This window comes from Arthrobacter sp. SO5 (genome assembly GCF_020532805.1).
Taxonomy (GTDB): Bacteria; Actinomycetota; Actinomycetes; order Actinomycetales; family Micrococcaceae; genus Arthrobacter.
Genome location: NZ_MQTQ01000031.1, coordinates 1 through 17,633, shown reverse-complemented (window position 1 = coordinate 17,633; position 17,633 = coordinate 1). Strand labels below are relative to the sequence as shown.

General features: G+C 68.7%; 15 protein-coding genes. 6 read left to right on the top strand and 9 right to left on the bottom strand.

Annotated elements, in window-relative coordinates:
- Position 1 precedes the first annotated feature (1 nt).
- Entirely contained in the window at positions 2-1,069 is a 1,068-nt protein-coding gene (locus tag BJG92_RS05590) for a Gfo/Idh/MocA family oxidoreductase (protein ID WP_232083036.1), read from the top strand.
- Positions 1,070-1,161: 92 nt separating this feature from the next.
- Here BJG92_RS05590 and ald read toward each other — a convergent pair whose 3' ends face one another.
- The gene (gene ald / locus BJG92_RS05585; protein ID WP_232083035.1) at positions 1,162-2,280 is read right to left on the bottom strand and encodes an alanine dehydrogenase; all 1,119 of its coding nucleotides are present in this window, start codon (positions 2,278-2,280) and stop codon (positions 1,162-1,164) included.
- A gap of 257 nt (positions 2,281-2,537) precedes the next feature.
- Here ald and BJG92_RS05580 point away from each other — a divergent pair, with 257 nt between their 5' ends.
- The gene (locus BJG92_RS05580; protein ID WP_232083034.1) at positions 2,538-3,758 is read left to right on the top strand and encodes a CdaR family transcriptional regulator; all 1,221 of its coding nucleotides are present in this window, start codon (positions 2,538-2,540) and stop codon (positions 3,756-3,758) included.
- An 18-nt stretch (positions 3,759-3,776) separates the two neighbouring features.
- On the opposite strand, the gene BJG92_RS05575 is transcribed toward BJG92_RS05580, so the two are convergent.
- The 7 genes from BJG92_RS05575 to BJG92_RS05545 form a co-directional block, all read right to left on the bottom strand.
- Positions 3,777-4,067 carry a hypothetical protein gene (locus BJG92_RS05575; RefSeq protein WP_232083033.1) on the bottom strand — a complete coding sequence of 97 codons (291 nt, stop codon included), beginning with the start codon at positions 4,065-4,067 and terminating at the stop codon, positions 3,777-3,779.
- A gap of 74 nt (positions 4,068-4,141) precedes the next feature.
- Complete coding sequence (locus BJG92_RS05570) at positions 4,142-4,576, bottom strand: helix-turn-helix domain-containing protein (RefSeq protein ID WP_232083032.1); 435 nt, start codon at positions 4,574-4,576, stop codon at positions 4,142-4,144.
- Positions 4,577-4,632: 56 nt separating this feature from the next.
- Positions 4,633-6,318, bottom strand: a complete 1,686-nt coding sequence (gene ptsP, locus BJG92_RS05565; protein WP_232083031.1) for a phosphoenolpyruvate--protein phosphotransferase — start codon at positions 6,316-6,318, stop codon at positions 4,633-4,635.
- Between the two features lie 184 nt (positions 6,319-6,502).
- Positions 6,503-7,942, bottom strand: a complete 1,440-nt coding sequence (locus BJG92_RS05560) for a sugar porter family MFS transporter (protein WP_232083030.1) — start codon at positions 7,940-7,942, stop codon at positions 6,503-6,505.
- 143 nt (positions 7,943-8,085) lie between these two features.
- Positions 8,086-9,741: an MDR family MFS transporter gene (locus BJG92_RS05555; protein WP_232083029.1), complete on the bottom strand. Its 1,656-nt coding sequence runs from the start codon at positions 9,739-9,741 to the stop codon at positions 8,086-8,088.
- A gap of 117 nt (positions 9,742-9,858) precedes the next feature.
- Positions 9,859-10,335: a ribonuclease E activity regulator RraA gene (gene rraA / locus BJG92_RS05550; protein ID WP_232083028.1), complete on the bottom strand. Its 477-nt coding sequence runs from the start codon at positions 10,333-10,335 to the stop codon at positions 9,859-9,861.
- Positions 10,336-10,416: 81 nt separating this feature from the next.
- Positions 10,417-11,502, bottom strand: coding sequence for a thermonuclease family protein (locus BJG92_RS05545; RefSeq protein ID WP_232083027.1), 1,086 nt, complete (start codon positions 11,500-11,502; stop codon positions 10,417-10,419).
- Between the two features lie 180 nt (positions 11,503-11,682).
- Between BJG92_RS05545 and BJG92_RS05540 the strand changes: the two genes are divergently transcribed.
- The 4 genes from BJG92_RS05540 (at position 11,683) to BJG92_RS05525 (ending at position 15,886) form a co-directional block, all read left to right on the top strand.
- Entirely contained in the window at positions 11,683-12,999 is a 1,317-nt protein-coding gene (locus tag BJG92_RS05540) for an MFS transporter (RefSeq protein WP_232083058.1), read from the top strand.
- 181 nt (positions 13,000-13,180) lie between these two features.
- Positions 13,181-13,834: a helix-turn-helix domain-containing protein gene (locus BJG92_RS05535; RefSeq protein ID WP_374199759.1), complete on the top strand. Its 654-nt coding sequence runs from the start codon at positions 13,181-13,183 to the stop codon at positions 13,832-13,834.
- Positions 13,835-14,149: 315 nt separating this feature from the next.
- Positions 14,150-15,346 carry an NADP-dependent malic enzyme gene (locus tag BJG92_RS05530; RefSeq protein WP_232083057.1) on the top strand — a complete coding sequence of 399 codons (1,197 nt, stop codon included), beginning with the start codon at positions 14,150-14,152 and terminating at the stop codon, positions 15,344-15,346.
- Between the two features lie 39 nt (positions 15,347-15,385).
- Entirely contained in the window at positions 15,386-15,886 is a 501-nt protein-coding gene (locus BJG92_RS05525) for a DUF456 domain-containing protein (protein ID WP_232083025.1), read from the top strand.
- A gap of 84 nt (positions 15,887-15,970) precedes the next feature.
- Here the strand turns inward: BJG92_RS05525 and BJG92_RS05520 are convergent, their stop codons facing one another.
- Positions 15,971-17,428 (bottom strand): S10 family peptidase, encoded by a 1,458-nt coding sequence (locus tag BJG92_RS05520; protein ID WP_232083024.1) that lies wholly within the window; start codon positions 17,426-17,428, stop codon positions 15,971-15,973.
- Positions 17,429-17,633: the final 205 nt, after the last annotated feature.

Below are 17,633 nucleotides of genomic sequence, written 5' to 3'. Positions count from 1 at the left end.
CATGACAACCGAGTCCACCCGGCCCATCCGCACAGCTGTCGCCGGCTTTGGCCTGTCCGGCAGCGTCTTCCACGCGCCGCTGCTCGCGGCCAACCCCGCCTATTCCCTCGACGTGATCGCCACCTCGGACCCCGGCAGGAAGTCCGCGGCGTCCGCCCGGTATCCGGCCGCCAGGATCGTCGACACCCCGGCCGCCGTCCTGGAACTTGCCGGCGAGCTGGACGTGCTCGTGCTTGGGACCCCGCCGGCCACCCACTTCCCGCTCGCGAAAGCGGCGCTGGAGGCCGGACTCGACGTCGTCGTGGACAAACCGTTCGCGGTGCACAGCGCCGAGGCAGAGGAGCTGATCGGCCTCGCCGGGCGGCTGGGGCGGGTGCTGACCGTGTTTCAGAACCGGCGCTGGGACGGTGACTTCCTGACCGTCCGCGCCCTGCTGGACAGCGGCGCCCTGGGCACCGTGACCAGGTTTGAATCGCGCTTCGAACGCTGGTCCCCGGTGGTCGCCAAAGCCTGGAAGGCGGCCGCGACGGCCGACGACGGCGGCGGGGTACTCTTCGACCTCGGCACCCATCTGCTGGACCAGGCGGTGCAGCTGTTCGGGCCGGCGACCGTGACGCACGCGGAACTGACGGCCCGGCGGCCGGGAGAGAAGACCGACGACGACGTCTTCCTCGCCCTGCGGCACAGCTCCGGGGTGACCAGCCACCTGTGGATGAACATGCTCTGCGCCCAGCAGGGACCCCGTTTCCACCTCCTGGGCAGCGGGGGCGGCTTCACCAAGCACGGCGTGGACCCGCAGGAGCCGTACATCGTCGCCGGCGGGAGCCCCCTCGATCCGGACTACGGGCTCGAGGACCCGGACCGGGCCGGGCTGAGGGGCCGGGACGGCCACCTGGACCGCCTGCCCACCGAGCGCGGCGCCTACCCGGAGTTCTACCGCATCCTGGCGGCGAAGATCACCGACGGCGGGGCCGCCTCGGCGTTGCCCGTCCCGGTGGATCCGGCAGACGCCGTGGCGGTGCTGAGGTTGATCGAGCAGGCCCGCGCCCTGGCGACGCAGCGGCCTTAACGTTTGAACGGCAGCCATCCAGAAGGCGTGCGTCAAAGCGACGAAGGAGCAGCACGCGTTGGATGACTGCCGTTCAAACGGCTGACTGAGACCTACGCGGAGACCAGCTCGTGCCAGTCGGCGACGAGGGGCAGGTTGTGCGCCTGGGACACCGAGCGGTGCGCCACCTTGCCGCCGGCGATGTTGAGGCCGGCGGCGAGGGCGGCGTCGCGCTCGAACGCCGCCTTGACACCCAGGTTGGCCAGCGAGACGGCGTAGCGCAGGGTGACGTTGGTCAGCGCATAGGTGGACGTGTTCGGGACGGCGCCGGGCATGTTGGCGACGCAGTAGAAGATCGTGTTGTGGACCTTGTACGTGGGTTCCTGGTGCGTGGTGGCGTGGGTGTCCTCGAAGCAGCCGCCCTGGTCCACCGCGATGTCGACCAGCACGGAGCCGGGCTTCATCCGGGAGACGAGCTCGTTGGTGACCAGCTTGGGGGCCTTGGCGCCCGGGATGAGCACGGAGCCAATGACGAGGTCGGCGTCCACCACGGACTTTTCGATCTCGTAGGCGTTGGAGGCAACGGTCTTCAGGCGGCCCTGATACTGGGCGTCCAGTTCACGCAGCCGGTTGATGTTGATGTCCAGGATAGTGACGTCGGCGCCGAGGCCCAGCGCCATCGCGGCGGCGTTGGTGCCGGCGACACCGGCGCCGAGGACAACCACCTTGGCCGGGCGGACACCTGGGACGCCGCCCAGCAGCACGCCCTTGCCGCCGGCGGGGGCCATCAGCGAGGTGGCGCCCACCTGGACGGACAGGCGGCCGGCAACCTCGGACATCGGGGCCAGCAGCGGGAGGGTGCGGCCTTCCTGGACGGTCTCATAGGCGATCGCGGTGACGCCGCTGTTGATGAGCTCCTGCGTCAGTTCCGGCTCGGCGGCCAGGTGAAGGTAGGTGAAGAGGATCAGGCCCTTGCGGAAGCGGTGGTATTCGGCCTTGACCGGCTCCTTGACCTTCATGACCATGTCGGCGCGGGCCCAGACGTCATCGGCGTCGGCGACGATCTCGGCGCCGGCAATGGCGTATTCCTCGTCCGTGATCCCCGAGCCCAGGCCCGCGCCGCGCTCCACCAGGACCGAGTGGCCGTGGGTGCGGAATTCGTGGACGCCGGCAGCGGTGATGGCGACGCGGAATTCGTTGTTCTTGATCTCTTTGGGGACACCGATGATCATGTGTGGGCTCCAGTGCTGTGGGCCTTGCGGGCCTGGGTTGTTACGGGGAAGTCGTAGTTCCAGAATAGATCCCGCTGTGAGGCAGCTGACAGGCGCCGGCGCGTGGTCTCCGCGGACTTCCGCAGGAAGGCGCGGTTTTCGAATTCACTACGTCGACATTTGTCGAATCGTGAAGCGTCAGGTGTCGCCTGCTGTCCGCGCGTCCGTCGCCGTCGTGCCTTTCGCTCCGGGGACGCGCCGGGCAGTACTCTGGCAGGATGCAGCAGCAGGACGTGGAGCAGCTTGTGGAGCAGGTGGCGCTGAAGCTCCGCCGGGGCCTCTCGCTGGAGGACCTCGACGGCTTGCTGCTCGCCTACAGCTCCCACCAGTCCCACGCCGACCGTGTCCGGGTGAACTTCCTGCTCAGCAAGCGCGTGCCCACGGACGTCAGCGCGTGGCAGCTTTCCCACGGGATCGCGACGGCGGTGCGCCCGGTCGTGGTGCCGGCCAATGCGGACCTGGGCATGCTGGGCCGCGTCTGCGTCCCCCTCCTGGTGCGCGGCTTCCGGGTGGGGTATTTGTGGGTCCAGCTGGACGCCGACGAACCGAACGCGACGTCGGTCCTCGCCCAGCTGCCCGGGGTGGCGCGTGAACTCGAGCAGCTCTCAGCCCTGCTGCTGGACTCCAACACGGCCGAATCGGAGTTCCGCCGCCGCCGCGAGCAGGAATTCCTGGCCGCCTGCCGGGGCGAGGCCAACGCCGTCGCGGCCGTCGCGGGCTGGAAGGAAGTCCAGGGCCGCGGGCCCTGGCAGCTCGTGACCGTGCTGGACGCCGATGGCTGGGCTGAAGGCTCGGATCCGATCGCCGCCACGCTGATCCACCGCTCGGCGGCGCTGCAGGCCACCATCGGGGTGGACGCCGCCCTCTTCAGCGCCGGCACGGAGACCCACGCAGTCGTCTTGTTCAAGGAATCGACCGGCCGGGCTGACCATGCCCAGGTGCTGGTCCACTATCAGCTGGAGCTGGCCAAGCGCTCGGGGAGTCCCGTCCGGCGGATCATCCTGGGCACCTCCGAAGGCGTCGCAAAGCCGCGGGAGCTTGCCGAGGCGTACCGGCAGTCCCGGCAGGCGGCCCAGGCGGCCGCCGTGGACGCCCAGCTGGGCGAACTCGTCGACTGCCGGTCGACGGGCCTGTACCAGCTGTTGGCTTCGGCCGGGGGCGGTGCGGGGGCCTGGGCGGACTCCGGCTCGGTGTACTTCCGGATCCTGGAGGATCACGACCGGAACCATGAGCTGCTGCCGGTGCTTGAGCTGTTCTATGACAACGACGGCTCGGTCCAGGAGGTGGCGAACAAGCTGCATCTGCACCGGAGCAGCATCTACAACCGGCTGGGCCGGATCCGTCAGCTCCTCGGTGTGGACCCCCTCAAGGGGATGGTCCGGCTGGAGCTGCACGCGGCGCTTAAAGCCCGGCGCTGGGCCGGCCGGCCGCGCATCTAGCGGAAGCGGGCGCAGGCCCTAACCGCCGGAGCCCTCGCGTTTGGGCTGCTCAACGTCCAGTGTGGCCCCGTCTTCGGGCTGGCCTGCCGCCTCCTGCGCCTGCCGCGCTGCCTCCCGCGCCGCCTCCCGCGCTCGTTCTCTCCTGCGGAGCGTGATCCGGCTGTCCATCCACATGGCGACCGCCACAAACGCGACACAGCTGGCCATAAACGCCGCCGTGTTGTTCAGCCCCATCACGGTTCCGAGGATGCCGGTGAGCACCATGGCGGCAATGCCGGCCACGATGTGCCACCCTCTGAACTTACCCACCATCCAAGCCTAACCCCGGTGTTATTTGCGTTTCCGTGCAGGGCCGCGATCGTTGCTTGATCCTTATCACGCGGTCACGAGGCGGCGCCCGCAGCGTCATCCTCAGGGCCCGTGGTGCCGCCGGGGCCGCCGTCGGCAGGACTGTTCTTCTTCTGCCGTTCGAGCCAGGCCATGATGTCTGCCAGCCTGATCCGGCGGTGCGTGCCGCGGTATTCCACCGGGATGTCGCCCCGGTCCGTCATGTTCCGCAGGTACGTGTGCGAGATGCCCGCCAGTTCCGCCGCCTTCGAGGTGGTCAGCATTTCTTCGACGCTGCTGACCGTCACGGACTCCCCGCGGCTGAACCTGCCCAGCAGATCAACGACGGCGTCCCGCGCATCAGGCGGAAGCCGGTGGACGGTGCCGTCCACGAAGACCGTGATGTCGTCGCTGCCGCTGAGGGCGTACTTGAGTTTCTGCGCGTCCTCGGCCGGAAGGCCGGCCGTCACCCGGGGTGCAATCAGAGCCATGGCTGAATCCTAACGCCCAGGGCAGGGCCGTACCGCCACTGTTCCTGACGGGCCCGTTAGAGGCCGAGCTCCTCCAGTACCGGCAGCTTCTCCCGCACCAGGGCCCGGGCCTCGGTGGCGGTCGGGGCAGAGAGGGCCAGCCGGGCCAGTTCCTGCGCCTCGGCCAGGGTGACGGTCTTCAGGACGGCTGCCACGGCTGCGAGGGACCGGGCGGTCATGGACAGCGTTGTGACGCCGAGACCGGTCAGGACGACGGCGAGGGCCGGGTCCGCCGCGGCCTCGCCGCAGACGCCGACGGGTTTGTTGTGTCCTTCCGCCGCGGAGCCCTCGACGGTGAGGCGCACCAACCGGAGCACAGCCGGCTGCCAGGGCGTGTTGAGGGCCGCGAGGGGGCCGAGCTGGCGGTCGGCGGCCATGGCGTACTGGGTGAGGTCGTTCGTGCCCAGGCTCGCGAAGTCCACCTCCCGCAGGATCGCCTCGGCGGTGAGGGCGGCGGACGGGACTTCCACCATGACGCCGGGCGTCTTGATCCCCGCCTCCGCGCACAACCTCGCAAAGCGGGCTGCTTCTTCCGCGGTGGAAATCATCGGCGCCATGACCCAGACGTCGGCCTCGGATTCCCGTTCCGCCCGGGCGATGGCCTGCAGCTGGCGTTCCAGCACGCCGGGGGTGGTGAGGTCGGTGCGGTAGCCGCGGACGCCGAGGGCCGGGTTGGGCTCGGTGGCGTCGGTGAGGAAGGGCAGCGGCTTGTCCGCCCCGGCGTCGAGCGTTCGGAGCACCACCTTCTTGCCGGGGAAGGCGCCGAAGACGCCCTTGTACGCGGCAGCCTGTTCCTCCACGGTGGGCTCGGTGTCCCGTTCCAGGAAACAGAACTCGGTCCGGAACAGCCCCACGCCCTGGGCGTTGAGCTTGGCGGCGGCCACAGCGTCCTTGGCCCCGCCGACGTTGGCGAGCAGCGGGACGAGGTGGCCGTCCGCCGTCGCGCCCGTTCCGTTGAAGGCCGACAGCAGCGACGCAGTGGCAGCCCACTGGTCGGCGGCGGCCCGCTGGGAGTCGTCGGGGTCCACGGTGATGAGGCCGGCCGCGCCGTCCACATAGACCTCGGTGCCGTCCGGGAGCTGGTCCACGCCGGTCGCGGCGACGACGGCGGGCAGCCCGAGGGAGCGGGCGATGATCGCCGTGTGGGACTGCGGGCCGCCGCCGGCCGTGAGCAGCGCCAGGATCTTCTCCGGATCCAGGGTGGCGGTGTCCGCCGGGGCCAGGTCCTCGGCGACCAGGATGAACGGGGTGGGGGAGGACGGGATGCCCGGGGCCGGGACGCCGCGCAGTTCGGCCACGATGCGGGCCCGGACATCCAGGACGTCAGTGGCACGCTCGGCCATGTAGCCGCCGAGGTTGTGCAACATTTCCGAGACGGAGGAGCCGGCTTCCCAGATGGCGCGCTGGCCGGAGGTGCCGCGGCCGATCAGTTTGGCGGCCGACTTCAGGAGCATGGAGTCCGTCGCCATGAGTGCGGTGGCTTCCAGTACTGCCTTGCCGTCGCCGCTCGCGATTTCGGCCCGGGCATTCAGCTGATCGTGCACGGTCCTCGAAGCCGTCTTCAGGGCCGCGGTGGCTTCTTCAGCCGTGACGCCGGCCGGCAGCTGCTCCCCGGCGGGCGGTTCGCTGACGGGTTTGGGCATCTGGCGGATGGTTCCGATGATGCGGCCGGGACTGACGCCTACTCCTGGGAAGTTCTGCACTGAAGGTCCTCATTCTCTGCCGTGGGCCGGTAAGCCGGTTCAGGTGCCGCCGCGGGTCCCCGGCCTTCACTGGTGAAGGTGGCTGATGGCTTCGTCAACCGTGGAGCACGGCCCTGAGAGAGATTGTAGGTGATGTACGTCATAGAGCGTCGCTCCGCGTGCCGCGGCAACGCTGACGCGGTGCCTAGGACTTGGCGGAGCCCTTCGGGACGAAGAGCGTCTCGGCCTGCTCCAGCGACATGCCGTTGGTCTCCGGCACCTTGAACTTGACGAAGAAGAACGACGCCGCCGCGAACAGCGCGTACATGGCGTAGGTCATTGGCAGGGAGGCTGCGGCCATCACCGGGAAGCTCAGCGTAATGGCGAAGTTGGCGATCCACTGCGCGGCCGCGGCGAGGCCCAGGGCACGGGCGCGGATCCGGGACGGGAAGATTTCGCCGAGCAGTACCCAGACCAGGGGGCCCCAGGATGCGCCGAAGCTGATCACGAACACGTTGGCGGCGACCAGGGCGGCAGGACCCCAGGCACCGGGCAGGGAGATCCCGTCCCCCGGGGCCGTCGCGGAGCCGAAGGCCAGCGCCATGGTCCCGAGCGAGACGGCCATGCCGATGGAACCCGCCAGCATGATGGGACGCCGGCCGATCCGGTCCACCAGGGCAATGGCCACGAGCGTGACCAGGATGTTGGTGATCGCGGTGGCCACGGAGATCGTCAGGGAGTCCTTCTCCTGGAAGCCGACGGCCTTCCACAGCGTGGTGGAGTAGTAGAAGATCACGTTGATGCCGACAAACTGCTGCAGCACGGACAGGATGATGCCGATCCACACCACGGGCTGCAGGCCCAGGGTTTTGCCGCGCAGGGAGCCCTTCTGGCCCGCCACCTTGTCGTCCTCGATGGCCTTCTTGATCTCGCGCAGGTGGCGGTCCGTGTCCTCGTTCGGCGCGATGGACTGGAAGATCTTCAAGGCTTCCTCGTCCTTGCCCTGGAAGACCAGGAAACGCGGGGATTCCGGCAGGGTAAAGGCGATCCAGCCGTAGACGACGGCGGGCACGGCGCCTGCGAGGAACATCCAGCGCCACGCCTCGATGCCGAGCCACAGGGCCTGGTCCGCGCCGCCGGCGAAGTTGGCAAAAAGCGCGTCCGAGAGCAGGGCGGCGAAGATACCCGTGGTGATGGCCAGTTGCTGCAGCGAGGCCAGGCGGCCCCGGACGTGCCGGGGTGAGATCTCGGAGATGTACGCGGGGGCGATCACCGAGGCCAGGCCGATGCCGAGGCCGCCCACCAGGCGCCAGAAGATCAGGTCCCAGACCCCGAAGGCGAAGCCCGTGCCGACGGCGCTGACCAGGAACAGGAGCGCTCCGAGCTTCATCGCCGGGATCCGGCCGTAGCGGTCGGCGATCTTGCCGGCGAGGTAGGCCCCGGCCGCGCAGCCGAGGAGGGCCACGGCCACGGCGAACCCGGTCACGGCCTCGCTCAGGGCGAACTCGTCCTTGATCGCGTCCACGGCGCCGTTGACCACGGACGAGTCGAAGCCGAAGAGGAAGCCGCCCACGGCGCCCGCCACGGCCAGCCAGATGACCCGCTGGGGGATCTTGGCTGCAGTCTGGTCCTGCGTGGTGGTCATCTGGCTCCCTCGGCATGCATGTTGGCGGTCCGCGGCTCGCGCCGCGACCACCCAGTCTTCCACCGCGGCGCGCGCGGCGCCTGCTCCGAGGGCAAAAGTGAGATGAAGCATACACTTCGCGGGCGCCGCCCGCTGTGCGGCGCCTAGTGGGCCGGGACGGACTCGGCGGCGGCAGCCGCCTTCGGGTCCGTGAGCTTTTTCTTCGGCAGGGCGAAGCTGATCACGAAGGCGATGCCGGTCAGGACGGCGGCTGTGAGCATGACGGCGTCGATCGACTGGGCGAAACCCTCGGTGATGGGGCGCGTCAGTGCCGGGTTGGCCTGGTGCAGCCAGCTGGTGTCATTGAGCGAATCGTTGCCCGCGCCGTTCTTGAAGAACGCGTAGAGCGGGGCGTTGGCGGGGTCGCCGGCCACCGCGGGGTCCTTGAGGACCTTGAGGAAGTCCGCGTTCCGCATGGCCTCCTTCATGCCGGCGGCCACCTTGTCCGCTGCCAGGCTGAAAAGCATCGAGATGAACACGGCTGTGCCCACCGCGCCGCCCATGGAGCGGAAGAACGCGGCCGAGGAAGTTCCCACACCCATGTCCTTCGCCGGCACGGAGACCTGCATAGCCAGGGTGAGCGGCTGCATGCAGAAGCCCAGGCCCAGGCCGAAGAACACGGCGATGGCGCCTGGAACCCACAGCGGGGTGTCCACTCCCAGCGAGAGGCCCATGACTGTGGCGGCCCCGGTCAGGATGGCGCTGCCCAGGATGGGGAAGATCCGGTAGGTCCCCGACGCCGAGATGGTCCGGCCCGCGGTGATGGAACCGGTGAGGATGCCCACGGTGAAGGTGATCATCATCAGGCCGGCCTCGGTGGGGGTCAGGCCCTTCACCAGCTGCAGGTACATCGGGAGCATGGCAATGGCCCCGAACATGCCGACGCCGATGATGAAATTCAGCAGCGAGGACAGGCCGAACGTCATGTTCCGGAAGAGCCGGAGCGGGATCAGCGCGTAGTCGCCGGCACGCCGCTCCGCCAGCAGGAACGCCACGATGCCCACCACGCCGAGCCCGATGCAGAGCAGGGAACCGGCGGAGGTCCAGCCCCAGCTGCGGCCCTGTTCAGCCACGAGCAGCAGCGGCACGATTGCCAGGGTGATGGCGGCGGCGCCCCAGTAGTCGATCTTCTGTTTCACGTGCTTGGCCGGCAGGTGCAGGTACAGGAATACCACGGTGAGGGCAGCGAGCCCGATGGGGATGTTGATGAAGAACACCCAGCGCCAGCCGTCGGTGCCCAGGATGGTCTCCGCACCGGCGAACGCGCCGCCGATCACGGGCCCCAGTACCGAGGAAATGCCGAACACGGACATGAAGTAGCCCTGGTATTTGGCGCGGTCCTTCAGGGCCACGATGTCGCCGATGATGGTCAGGGCGAGGGCCAGCAGGCCGCCGGCGCCGAGGCCCTGGATGCCGCGGGCGATCGCGAGTTCGGTCATGGAGTGGACCGATCCGGCGTAGAGCGAGCCGGCGAGGAAGATCAGGATCGCCGTGAGGTACAGGGGACGCCTGCCGAAGATGTCGCTGAGCTTGCCGTAGAGCGGGGTGCTCACCGTGGAGGTGATGAGGTACGCCGTCGTGGCCCAGGCCTGCAGGGAGAGCCCGTCGAGGTCGTTGGCGATGGTGTAGATGGAGGTGGACACGATGGTCTGGTCCAGAGAGGACAGGAACATGCCGAGCATGAGGCCCACCATGACTGTGATGGTCTGACGATGGGTCAGAACCTCTCCGGCGGCGCGCACAGAGGTGGTCTTGGACATGACTGCTCCCGGGGGAAGGGTGGGGATCAAGCAGGAAGGTTGCTTGCAGTAACTATGTTAGTTGCTGAATTGTTCCCGGTTGGACGGCCAGCTTCCACTGCGGTCCCTGCAGGAGCGTCACCGCTCCAGGAGGATCCCGTCCGGATCGCACCAGATCATCGCGCCCGGGCGGACGGTGACGCCGTCGATCTGCAATTCCACATCAGTCTCGCCGGCTCCGGTCTTGGCACTCTTGCGCGGGTTGCTGCCCAGCGCCTTGACCCCGAGGGGCAGCCCGGCGATGGCCTGCCGGTCGCGGATGGCACCGTAGATGACGACGCCGGCCCAGCCGTTCGCCACGGCGCTCGCCGCGATCAGGTCCCCCATCAGCGCCGTGCGCAGGGATCCGCGGCCGTCGACCACCAGCACGGCGCCGTTTCCGGCGGTTGCGAGGGTGGACTTGACCAGGGCGTTGTCCTGGAAGCACCGGACGGTCCGGACCGGCCCGCTGAAGTGCGAATGGCCGCCGAGGGACTGGAACTGCACGGACACGGACTCGAGTTCCTCACCCCGTTCATCGAAGAGGTCGGCGGTGTTGACGGCAGCTGCGGACACTGGTTCTCCCTGGCTCTGGTGCGGACGTTACCCCCGAGACTCGCAGATCCATGGTGGATCCACGAGTCCCGGGGCCTTGGACTACTTCTTACTACACGGTGTCCACGTCTTGCCACCGGGGGCGTAACAGCGAGGACCGTTGTATCCCGGGTAGGGATTGGGTGCCGGGGCAGGCGGCGCAACATAGGGCGCCGGGACGGGCGGAACATAGACCGGCGGGACATAGGGTGGCGGAGCCGGCGGAAGGTTCCGGATGCGTTCGGCTTCCGCTGCGGCCGCCGCTTCGGCAGAGGCCGCGGCCGCCTGGCGGGCAGTTTCGGCAGCAGCGGCACCCTCGAGATCCTTCTTCTTGGCCGCTATCGCCGTCTGCCTGGCGTTCCCCGCGGCTGCCGCCGAGTCCAGGCGACGCAGCAGGCCTCCCAGCTGGTCCGGTTTGTAGGCGCCCCAGTGGACGTGGCTCTTGGCGCTGGCAGCAGCCTTCAGTGCTGTGATCGTGGCGAGCGCGGTGACCAGGCCATCGTGGCTTTTGTCGAGGTCTTCGGCCGTTCCGGCGAGCGGTCCGGCCACCGCCGTCTCGATTGCCTTGGCCGCTTGTTCAATCTGTTGCGCCGGAAGGCAGGCGATCGAGGCCGAGTTGAGTCCCGCGCCGCGGGTTCTGGCCTCGTCAAAGGCGGCTGCTACCGGCGGATAGAACTTCTTGTTGGGTTCGAAGACGACGGGGACGCCGAGGCCCAGCCGGGCGACCTCGGCATTGACGAGCACGTCACCCGGGCCGAAGACGCCGGCGAGGGTCCGGCCGTACTTGTCCAGCGGCTCCACGTCGAGTTCCAGCCTGACCGTGGTGCCTACCGGCAGGAGTTGCTCAAGCTCCTTGGTGGCCTCCGGGCCCAGGCACTCGACCGGGGCATTGGGATCCTTCGTTTCCGGCGTGTCCACATTCAGGAGGCGGACGGTCTTCTCTTCGCCGCCAACGGTGGCCGTGAAGGTGTCTCCGTCGATGACCCTGACGACGACGGCGTGGTCCGTAGCCGGGGCGGCATCAGCCGTGGCGGCAGTTTCCCCGGTCCCGGTCCCGGTCCCGGTCCCGCAGCCGCCAAGTGCCAGGGCGGCGGCAACAGCCAGCCCGGCGGCTTTGATACGGGCGCCATGACCCGTTAGTGATGACAACAAAACGTATTCCCCCATTGGAATGAGTGCAGATGATTCCTCCAGGTCAGAGGATCGGAGATGACATTACGGGCCGGCGCCGGAATTGCCTCAATCGGTTCCACCGCAGCCGGATTCGCCGCGGTAGTCTTGCCCCACACACTGATCTTCAGCCTGACCATCAGTTCCGGGGGGAACCACATGAGCCTGTCCGACCTACCCGGAGCAGCTCCGGACCCTTCCCCCGCAGGCAATGCCGCGGCGGGCCCGGAGGCTTTGGCGCTCGCCGAACCGGAGCGACGCGTCCGGCCCGTCTGGACCACGGGCGTGGTGCTGGTCAACGTCGGCATCAACGCAGCCTTTTTCGGCCCTATCCAGGTTCTCCTCGGCCAGCAGGCAGCCTCCTTCAGCGAAGGGGACAAGGAGGCCATCCTGGCTCTGGTCACCGGTGCGGGTGCCGCTGTGTCCCTCGTGGCCAACCCCCTCTTCGGTGCGTTCAGCGACCGGACCAGCTCGCGGATGGGCCGGCGCGTGCCGTGGGTGCTCTTTGGTGCGATCCTGGGAGCCGCGGCCCTCATCGCCCTGGGCGGGGCGCCGAACGTCGCCATCATGGCCCTGCTCTGGTGCCTCGTGCAGGCCGGTTGCAACGGCGCCTACGCCGCCATCACCGCAGCCATCCCTGACCGGGTGCCGGTGCCGCAGCGCGGCACGGTGGGCGGCCTGGCGGCGATGGGCCAGACCGTCGGCATCCTGATCGGTGCGGTGATCGCGGCAGCCGTCACGGGAAACTTCGCCGTTGGCTACCTGGTCTGTGCCGTGGCGCTGCTTGCCGGCGTCGTGCTGTACTTCTTCACGAACGACGACGTCCCGCTCCCCGCACAGGCGCGGCCGCCGCTCAGCCTGGCCGCCTTCGTGAAGGGGTTCTGGATCTCGCCCGCACTGTACCCGGACTTTGCCTGGGCGTGGCTGACCCGGCTTCTGGTGAACATCGGCAACCACATGGTCACCCTTTATCTGCTGTTCTTCCTCAAGGACGCGGTCCGCCTTGAAGAAACGCAGGGCATGGCCCCGGAGTTCGGTGTCCTGATCCTGACAGGCCTCTACGCCGTCATGGTGATCATCACCAGCGTCATCGGCGGCCCGCTGAGTGACCGGATGGGGAGGCGCAAGCCTCTCGTGATCACCTCCTCCGCCATCATCGCGGTGGCGTCGCTGATCCTGGCCTTCGCCCCCACCTGGACCGGCGCCCTGGTCGGCGCCTCCGTGCTGGGAATCGGCTTCGGCTGCTACCTGGCCGTGGACTTCGCCCTCATCACGGAGGTACTGCCCACCGCGCTGAGCCGCGGCAAGGATCTGGGGGTCATCAACATCGCCAGTTCCTTGCCGCAGGTCCTCGCGCCGCTCATCGCCTTCCCCTTCGTGACGCTGTGGGGTGGCTATGTCTCGCTGTACGTGGCGGCTGCGGTGATCGGACTGCTGGGGGCCGTTTTTGTCGTCAAGATCAAGGGTGTGGACTGACTTCAGCCAGCTTCCGCCCGGGTTCCCCGGGGGCTTCATATGACCGGCTTACCGCCCGGGAGCGTGCCGTATAGTGGACGGCAATTGCCGCGGCAGCGCTGCGGGGGAATCCCTCCCGGCTGCCGAGAATACCGACCCCGGAACGCTGCTGATGCCTGAATTCCACTCAGAACTTCCACCGATGGCCCCTCCGCCCACCCTGCCCCGGCAGAGGCTCCGCTGCACCCGGATCCTGGATGTTGCCGCCGGGTTTGCCCGCAAGGGCCTGGACTCCGTGGTCCTTTCCGAGGTCGCGGCCAAGGCCGATGTACCGCTCGGCACCCTGTACCGGTACTTTCCCTCTGCGACCCAGCTGGTGCTCGCCCTGTACCGCAAGCAGCTCGCGGAACTGTTGGCGGCCCACTCTTCCCCGGGTGCGTCCGCCGGTGCCGCCTCCGAGGCCAGCTCCGCCAACCGGAAGGCAGGACGCTCGGCAGGGCGGTCCGCAGGACAGTCCGCGGGCGGCGATGCCGGCGGGGTCACGGCCCACGCCGTTGCCGGCGTCGTGATGGAGATCTTTCACATGCGCCTCATGCAGCCCGCCGTCGAGCAGTGCCTGAACAAGGCCGTCTACGTCAAGGACACGGACACGACGCGGCTGCTCCGCGAGATTGACTCCGCCGCGGAGGCCGCGGTCACTTCCGTCAGCCGCGATGCCGCCATCTCGAGGGTGCTGCTGCTGGCCGTCACCGGATTGGTCCAGTCCGTCCGCTGCCGCCGGCTCTCGCTCTTCGAGGCAGAGGAAGACCTGAAGCGGGCCTGCTGGCTGCTGACACGGAGCAGGGAAGCGGCGTAACCGGTCTAGACCAATCCGGGATTCGGCTGGCGGAAAGAGCCACATTCTGGTGATGTGACTCACATATAAGCCAGGGGGAACGTTTCACCAGGGCTCCGACTGTGTCCTGTGCCACGCCTCCTGCCCGCAGCTTTGTTTACCATTGCAGAACCGGAACGGCCATGCCGCCAGTACACACCGGAGCCTCACCGCCGGCCCGCCAACCTTGGGCCGCGGCCGAGGACCCCCGACCATCTTGAGCATCCCCGTGCTTGAGCTTCCACGAGCCGTATGCCACGGTGAGCCCCAGGAGACAACGACGTGTCCACTGAAACGATGAATTCCGCCCACGCCACTTCCCCCGCCGAGCCCCTCACCGCACTCAGTGACGAGGAAATCTTCGCCTCCCACCAGGGCGGCAAGCTGTCGATTTCCAGCACCGTGCCGCTTGCCAGCAAGCGCGACCTATCCATCGCCTACACGCCCGGAGTCGCCCAGGTCAGCCGCGCCATCGCCGCCAACCCGGAACTCGCCAAGACCCTCACGTGGGCCCAGCGCCTCGTTGTGGTCGTCAGTGACGGCACGGCCGTCCTGGGCCTCGGCGACATCGGCGCGAGCGCGTCGCTGCCCGTGATGGAAGGCAAGTCCGCCCTGTTCAAGGCGTTCGGCGGCCTCGACTCCATCCCCCTGGTCCTCAACACCACCAACGTCGACGAGATCGTCGAAACCCTGGTCCGGCTGCGCCCGAGCTTCGGCGCCGTCAACCTCGAGGACGTCTCGGCACCGCGCTGCTTCGAGCTCGAGGACAAGCTCATCGAGGCCCTGGATTGCCCGGTCATGCATGATGACCAGCACGGCACCGCGGTCGTGGTCCTCGCCGCCCTGACCGGCGCGGCGAAGGTGACCGGACGCGGACTTGAGAAGCTGCGGGTGGTGGTATCCGGCGCCGGCGCGGCCGGGATCGCCGTCGCCCAGATGCTCCTGGCCGCCGGCATCACTGACGTGGTGTTGCTGGACTCCCGCGGGGTCATCAACAGCGGCCGCGCGGACATCGCCGCCGATCCCGCCGGCAAGAAGGCCCAGCTGGCCAGCAGCGGCAACCCGCGCAACGTCTCCGGCGGCCCCGCCGACGCGCTGCTCGAAGCAGACGTGTTCATCGGCGTCTCCTCGTCCAAGCTGGCCGAGGAGCACCTGGCGCTGATGAACCAGGACTCGATCGTTTTCGCCCTGTCCAACCCGGATCCCGAAGTCCTTCCGGAGGTCGCGCGCAAGTACGCGGCCGTCGTCGCCACCGGGCGCAGCGACTTCCCGAACCAGATCAACAACGTTCTCGCATTCCCGGGCATCTTCCGCGGAGCTCTCGACGCCGGCGCGCGGCGGATCACCCCGGCGATGAAGCTGGCTGCGGCCCGCGCCATCGCCGCCCTGGCCGAGGAAGACCTCTCCGCGGACTACATCGTGCCCAGCCCGCTGGACCCGCGGGTGGCTCCGGCCGTTGCCGCCGCGGTTGCCGCCGCGGTTGAAGCCGAGTAGCCGCCGAGCAGCCGCCGTCCCGAACCATAGACTGGGGCAATGAACCCCGAGACTGTTGTGACAATTCTTTGCGGCCTCGCCATCCTGGTCGGCGTCGCGGGCACCATCATCCCTGTGCTCCCCGGCAGCACCCTGATCGGACTCAGCCTGCTGGCCTGGGCCATCTGGGGCGGCGCCGGAACCACCGGCTGGGTGGTGTTCGGCATTGGCTTGGTCTTTGTCCTGGCCGGGATGGCGGCCGGCGCGGTCCTGACGGGCCGCAGACTCAGGGAGCACAAGATCCCGGGCCGCTCGGTCATCGCCGGGCTGGTCCTGGGCGTGGTCGGAATGTTCATCATCCCGGTCGTGGGCTTGTTTGTGGGCTTCGCCGCCGGATTGCTGCTCAGCGAGCTGCACCGCACGCGCGTACTGCGCACCGCCGTGGCGTCCAGCTGGGCGGCGCTGAAGGCCACCGGCCTGGGCATGATCGCCGAGTTCGGGCTTGCCTGCCTCGCCGCGAGCACGTGGGTGATCGGTCTCTGGGCCGCCGCCGCTGCCTAGCTGAGTGCGGCCGGACAGCCATCACGGCCGCTGCGCTGCGTTCCTGCCCGCTTACTCCCGTGTGTGGCTGGGGCCCGCCACGGCCTAGACGGTCACAAACTCCCGCAGCGCCGCCAGCTGGGTGCGCCGGGCCTCCGGCTTCAGGTACATCATGTGGCCGGCCTCGTGATAGTGGTGGGTGAACCGTGCGAGGGCCTCCGGCGGCAGGTCCATGTGCGCCCAGACGTACTCTGCGGCGAAGTGCGGAGTGGCGCCGTCGTGGTAGCCGTAGTCCACATGGACGCGCAGCTCCGCGTTGTAGGCGAGTAGCCTTTCCAGGTCAGCGGTGACGTCCACCGGTGCGCCCTCGAAGGGGAGATCGTTCTCGTAGCCGAGCTCGGCCCGCAGATAGTGGTTGACCGCTGCCGCGTACGGGCCGTGGATCGCCCGGAGCGAGGGGTCGTCCCAGTTCTCGGAGAGCTGTCGGTTGTCCGGCCGCTGGGTGAACCGGCCGTCGATCCGGCCCACGGTGAGGCCCTGCTCCCGCAGCAGCTCCGCGGCGAACTCCCCGTAGGTCCACCGCAGGTTGGTCCGGCGGATGAAGTCCTCGCCCAGGGAGGTCAGCGTGCCCAGCCGGGCCACGACGCCGTCGAGTTCCTCCGCGCTGAGCCGGGACCCCTGGCTCAGGGCGTAGACGAAGTCCCGGCCCGCGAACGCCTCCGCCTCCGCCACCACCTCGGCGAGCTCCCGGCCCGGGTGGCGGCCGTGGTAGTGCGCAATCGCGGCGTAGGTGGGGATGTGCAGGGCGTACGGGGTGTCATTGCCCGGCTGGAAACTCAGGGTGGAGAGGTTCAGGACGGTGGAGATCAGGCCCAGGCCGTTGACGGACATCCCGTACGCGTCGAAGAGCCGCTTGGCCACCGCCACGGCCCGCAGCGTCCCGTAGGACTCGCCCACGAGGTACTTGGGCGAGAGCCAGCGGTTGTTGCGGGTGGTCCAGAGCCGGACCACCTCCGCCACGAGGTCGCGGTCCTCGACGAAGGCATGGAATTCCTCGGCCGGGCCGCCCTCCACAACACGGGAGAAGCCGGTGTTCACCGGATCGATCAGGACGAGGTCCGCGTGTTCGAGGATGGTTTCGAGATTGTCGACGACGCCGTAGGGCGCAGGGGTGAGGTTGCCGACGTCCCCGCTGTCCACTATCCGCGGGCCCAGCAGCCCCATGTGCAGCCAGACGCTGGACGAGCCGGGACCGCCGTTGAAGGCGAACACTACCGGGCGCCGGTTCGCGGCAGGCCGGGCGGGCTGGCCTGCGGGACCGGCCCCGGCGGCGGCGTCCGCCACATAGCTGACCACGAAGATCTCGGCTTTGGCCTTGAATCCGTCCGCCTTGCCGTCCTTCACTTCTTCGCGGCGCAGCACCAGCCGGCCCGTCGTCGTCGTGTAGTCCAGTCCGGACGGCAGCGTGTGGCGCCGGTGGATAAAGTCGTCGCTGACCTCCGGCGTCGAGGCCCCGGGGGCGGGCGTTCCGGAAGCGGATGAGTTGTCAGAGGGTTCAGCCATGCCCAGAGCCTACTAGCATGGATTACATGAGCGTCGGACCCGCAGAATCCGCACCCCAGCACGCCGTCCTTTACCGCGACACCCGTGACCTGACGCCGTTCCGCAAGGCCCTGATCCGGACCCCCGTGCGCGGCCTCGCCGCGGGCGTGGGCGGGCTGGTGTCCGGGGCCGTCGCGGGGCGGAGCCGGGGGACGCTGGCGGTGGT

Coding starts and splice junctions, on each gene's coding strand:
- BJG92_RS05590 (WP_232083036.1), top strand. CDS start 2: ATGACAACCGAGTCCACCCGGCCCATCCGCACAGCTGTCGCCGGCTTT.
- ald (WP_232083035.1), bottom strand. CDS start 2,280: ATGATCATCGGTGTCCCCAAAGAGATCAAGAACAACGAATTCCGCGTC.
- BJG92_RS05580 (WP_232083034.1), top strand. CDS start 2,538: ATGCAGCAGCAGGACGTGGAGCAGCTTGTGGAGCAGGTGGCGCTGAAG.
- BJG92_RS05570 (WP_232083032.1), bottom strand. CDS start 4,576: ATGGCTCTGATTGCACCCCGGGTGACGGCCGGCCTTCCGGCCGAGGAC.
- BJG92_RS05560 (WP_232083030.1), bottom strand. CDS start 7,942: ATGACCACCACGCAGGACCAGACTGCAGCCAAGATCCCCCAGCGGGTC.
- BJG92_RS05555 (WP_232083029.1), bottom strand. CDS start 9,741: ATGTCCAAGACCACCTCTGTGCGCGCCGCCGGAGAGGTTCTGACCCAT.
- BJG92_RS05540 (WP_232083058.1), top strand. CDS start 11,683: ATGAGCCTGTCCGACCTACCCGGAGCAGCTCCGGACCCTTCCCCCGCA.
- BJG92_RS05535 (WP_374199759.1), top strand. CDS start 13,181: ATGGCCCCTCCGCCCACCCTGCCCCGGCAGAGGCTCCGCTGCACCCGG.
- BJG92_RS05530 (WP_232083057.1), top strand. CDS start 14,150: ATGAATTCCGCCCACGCCACTTCCCCCGCCGAGCCCCTCACCGCACTC.
- BJG92_RS05525 (WP_232083025.1), top strand. CDS start 15,386: ATGAACCCCGAGACTGTTGTGACAATTCTTTGCGGCCTCGCCATCCTG.
- BJG92_RS05520 (WP_232083024.1), bottom strand. CDS start 17,428: ATGGCTGAACCCTCTGACAACTCATCCGCTTCCGGAACGCCCGCCCCC.